Source organism: Streptomyces sp., assembly GCF_031178505.1.
GTDB classification, from domain to species: domain Bacteria; phylum Actinomycetota; class Actinomycetes; order Streptomycetales; family Streptomycetaceae; genus Streptomyces; species Streptomyces gulbargensis.
On the sequence record NZ_JAPSIW010000692.1, the window covers coordinates 1 to 3,743 of the forward strand.

Here is a 3,743-nt window from a genome sequence, read left to right on the forward strand (position 1 = left end):
CGGGCGTAGATGCGGCGGTCGCCGTCGTCGAGCAGCCGGCGCGCCTCCTCCGACAGGGCGTATCCGGCGGCCCCGTCCGCCGTCCGGCGCGCCAGCAGCAGCCCGCGCCGCTTCAGCCGCGACACCGAGGACCGCACCGACGGCGCGTCCACACCGACCACGGCGAGCAGCCGGATCAGCGCGGCCACCGGTACGGGGGCGTCGTCGGGACCACGGCCGTAGGCGCCGTAGAACGAGACGATCAGGGAACGGGGGGTGTGCTGCTCGGCCACGGTGATCACTTTAGGCCTGTCGCGCCACGCGCGCGGACCGGCCGGTACGCCCGCTCCCCGCCCGTCAGGCGGGATCGCGCAGCCGGAAGCGCTGGAGCTTGCCGGTCGCCGTGCGGGGCAGGGCGTCCAGGAAGACGATCTCGCGCGGCGACTTGTACGGGGCGAGACGGGACCGGACGAAGGCCCGGAGCGAGGCGGCCGTCACCGAGTCGCGCGGCACCCCGTCCCGTACCACCGCGTAGGCGACCACGACCTGGCCGCGCAGCGGGTCCGGGCGGCCCACGACCGCCGTCTCCACGACGTCCGGGTGGCCGAGCAGCACCTCCTCGACCTGGGGTCCCGCGATGTTGTAGCCGGCCGAGATGATCATGTCGTCGGCCCGGGAGACGTACCGGAAGTAGCCGTCCGGTTCGCGGACGTACGTGTCGCCGGTGATGTTCCAGCCGTCCCGGACGTACTCGGCCTGGCGGGGATCGGCCAGGTAGCGGCAGCCGACCGGACCGCGTACCGCGAGCAGCCCCTCCTCGCCGTCGGGGACCGGAGCCCCGTCGGGGCCGACGACGCGGGCCTGCCAGCCGGGCACCGGGCGGCCGGTCGTGCCGGGGCGGATGTCGCCGTCGGCGGCCGAGATGAAGATGTGGAGCAGTTCGGTCGCCCCGATCCCGTTGATCAGGCGCAGGCCGGTCCGCGCGTACCAGGCCTTCCACGTGCCCTCGGGGAGGTTCTCCCCGGCGGAGACGCAGCGGCGCAGCGAGCCGATGTCCGGGGCGGTGCCCGCGTCCAGCTCGTCGAGCATCACCCGGTAGGCGGTCGGGGCGGTGAAGAGGACGGAGATCCGGTGGCGTTCGACGGCGGCGAGCAGCTGCTTCGGTCCGGCCTGCGCGAGGAGCACCGCGCTCGCCCCGGCCCGCAGCGGGAAGAGGACCAGCCCGCCCAGGCCGAAGGTGAAGGCGAGCGGCGGCGAACCGGCGAACACGTCGTCGGGCGCGGGCCGCAGCACGCGCGCCGAGAAGGTGTCGGCGACGGCCAGGACGTCCCGGTGGAAGTGGACGCAGCCCTTGGGCCGTCCGGTGGTGCCCGAGGTGAACGCGATCAGCGCCACGTCGTCGGCGGCCGTCGCCACCGCCTCGTACGGACCGGACCGGCGCTCCGCGAGGGCGAGCAGGTCCTCCGGGCCGTCCCCGCCGTACGGGGTGACGCGCAGGCCCGGCACCCGGGCGGCGAGCAGCTCGTCCAGGACCGTGGCGTCGCAGAGCGCGTGGGTGCAGCGGGCCATCTCCGCCATGACGGCCAGCTCGGGGGCGCGCTGCTGGGCGAGGACGGTGACGGCCACCCCGCCCGCCTTCATCACGGCGAGCCAGCAGGCGGCGAGCCACGGGGTGGTGGGCCCCCGGAGCAGGACGCGGTTGCCGGGAAGGAGGCCGAGGTCGGCGGTGAGGACATGGGCGATCCGGTCCACCCGGTCCCGCAGTTCCCCGTAGCTCCACACCCCGCCCTCGCCGTCGTGGAAGGCCGGCCGGTCCGCGCCGAATCGTTCCAGCGTGCGGTCGAGGAGTTCCGTGCCGCAGTTGAGCCGTTCCGGGTAGGCCAGCTCGGGCAGCTCGAAGAGGAGGCGCGGCCACCGTTCCGGCGGCGGCAGATGGTCGCGGGCGAAGGTGTCGAGATGGGCCGAGGGCGTCAGCTCCATGGATCCGTCCCCCTGTCGAGGTGGGGTCGTCCGGCGCCCCACGAGCGTATCGTGATGGTGACGACAGTCAACGGTTCGCGACAAGGGTGCCGGAGGGCGCCGTGGCACACGCGCTCCAGGGCGCGGGAAGAGGGACGCCCGAGGGCGTCGGAGAGGGCCCACATGCCCGCATTCTCGCTCGATCCGGAACAGACCACCTGGTGTGCGGAGCTCCGCGCCCTCGCCGCCGAGCGCCTGCGCCCCCTCGCCGAGAAGGGCGAACCGGGCCGCGTCAACCGGCCCCTCGTCGCCGCGCTCGGCGAGCTCGGCCTCCTCGCCCGCGTCTTCGATGCGGGGGCCCTCGACCTCTGCCTGCTGCGCGAGTCCCTGGCCCGCGAGTGCACCGAGGCGGAAACAGCCCTCGCCCTCCAGGGGCTCGGCGCCCATCCCGTGGCCGCCTTCGGAACCCCCGCGCAGCGGGCCCGCTGGCTCCCCGAGGCCACCGCCGGACGGGCCGTCGCCGCCTTCGCGCTGTCCGAGCCGGGCGCGGGCTCCGACGCCGCCGCCCTCGCCCTCGACGCCGTCCCCGACGGGCGCGGCGGCTGGCGGCTGCACGGCGAGAAACAGTGGATCTCCAACGCCCCCGAGGCCGATTTCGCCACCGTCTTCGCCCGCACCACCCGGGGTGCCGGCGCGCGCGGCGTCACCGCCTTCCTCGTTCCCGCCGACCGGCCGGGCCTGGGCGGGGAACCGCTCGACATGCTCGCCCCGCACGCCCTGGGCACCCTCACCTTCGACGGGGTGCCGGTCGGCCCCGAGGACCTCCTCGGCCCGCCCGACGGCGGCTTCCGGGTCGCGATGACCACCCTCAACCTCTTCCGGCCCAGCGTCGGCGCCTTCGCCGTCGGCATGGCGCAGGCCGCCCTCGACGCGGCCCTCGCCCACACCGCCGCCCGTCCCGCCTTCGGCGGCGTCCTCGCCGACCTCCAGGGCGTCTCCCACCGGATCGCCGAGATGGCCACCCGCACGGAGGCCGCCCGCCTCCTGGTGTACGCGGCCGCCGCCGCGTACGACGCGGGCGATCCGGAGGTGCCCCGGCGCTCCGCCATGGCGAAGCTGTTCGCCACCGAGACCGCCCAGTACGTCGTGGACTCCGCCGTCCAGCTGCACGGCGCCCGCGCCCTCCAGCGCGGCCACCTCCTCGAACACCTCTACCGCGAGGTGCGGGCCCCCCGGATCTACGAGGGCGCGAGCGAGGTCCAGCGCGCGATCGTCGCCAAGGAGCTGTACGGGCGCGCGCGCACGGCGGAAAGCGCTTCTGCCTCCGCCCCGTCCGAGGAGGTCCGGTCCCGATGAGCCTGCACCGGCACAACCCCGCCGAACTGTCGCCGCCCACCGGCTTCTCCCACGCGGTCACCGCCACCGGCACCCGCCTGGTCTTCCTCGCCGGGCAGACCGCCCTGGACACCGACGGCAAGGTCGTGGGGGAGACCCTCACCGAGCAGTTCGCCACCGCGCTCGGCAACCTCCTGACCGCGCTGCGGCACGCCGGCGGCACCCCGGCCGACCTGGCCCGGGTCACGGTCTACACCACCGACGTCGCCGACTACCGCCTGCACGCCCACGAACTCGGCCGCGTCTGGCGGGCGTTGGCGGGCCGGGACTACCCGGCGATGGCCGTCGTCGGTGTCGTACGGCTCTGGGACGAGCAGGCGCGGGTCGAGCTGGACGGCTTCGCGGTCCTGGACGACCCGCCGCCCGCCTGATCGACTGGAAAGGTGACCGGGGCGGGCTTAGGGTCGAAC

Annotated in this window: 3 protein-coding genes and 1 pseudogene; 2 read left to right on the top strand and 2 right to left on the bottom strand. The window is 75.2% G+C overall.

Features of this window, described 5'->3' with window-relative positions:
- Together RIF68_RS30580 and RIF68_RS30585 are read right to left on the bottom strand one after the other, a co-directional pair.
- Positions 1 to 272: pseudogene (locus RIF68_RS30580) on the bottom strand (PaaX family transcriptional regulator); the annotation flags it as partial.
- A 64-nt stretch (positions 273 to 336) separates the two neighbouring features.
- Positions 337 to 1,959, bottom strand: coding sequence for an AMP-binding protein (locus RIF68_RS30585; protein WP_309054521.1), 1,623 nt, complete (start codon positions 1,957 to 1,959; stop codon positions 337 to 339).
- Between the two features lie 162 nt (positions 1,960 to 2,121).
- On the opposite strand from RIF68_RS30585, the gene RIF68_RS30590 reads away from it, so the two are divergent.
- Complete coding sequence (locus tag RIF68_RS30590; RefSeq protein ID WP_309054522.1) at positions 2,122 to 3,294, top strand: acyl-CoA dehydrogenase family protein; 1,173 nt, start codon at positions 2,122 to 2,124, stop codon at positions 3,292 to 3,294.
- Positions 3,291 to 3,704 carry a RidA family protein gene (locus RIF68_RS30595; RefSeq protein WP_309054523.1) on the top strand — a complete coding sequence of 138 codons (414 nt, stop codon included), beginning with the start codon at positions 3,291 to 3,293 and terminating at the stop codon, positions 3,702 to 3,704. The genes RIF68_RS30590 and RIF68_RS30595 overlap by 4 nt, the downstream gene beginning before the upstream one ends.
- Positions 3,705 to 3,743: the final 39 nt, after the last annotated feature.

What these genes read in the sequence shown, in the direction of transcription:
- RIF68_RS30585 (WP_309054521.1), bottom strand. Translation starts at nt 1,959, where the DNA reads ATGGAGCTGACGCCCTCGGCCCATCTCGACACCTTCGCCCGCGACCAT.
- RIF68_RS30590 (WP_309054522.1), top strand. Translation starts at nt 2,122, where the DNA reads ATGCCCGCATTCTCGCTCGATCCGGAACAGACCACCTGGTGTGCGGAG.
- RIF68_RS30595 (WP_309054523.1), top strand. Translation starts at nt 3,291, where the DNA reads ATGAGCCTGCACCGGCACAACCCCGCCGAACTGTCGCCGCCCACCGGC.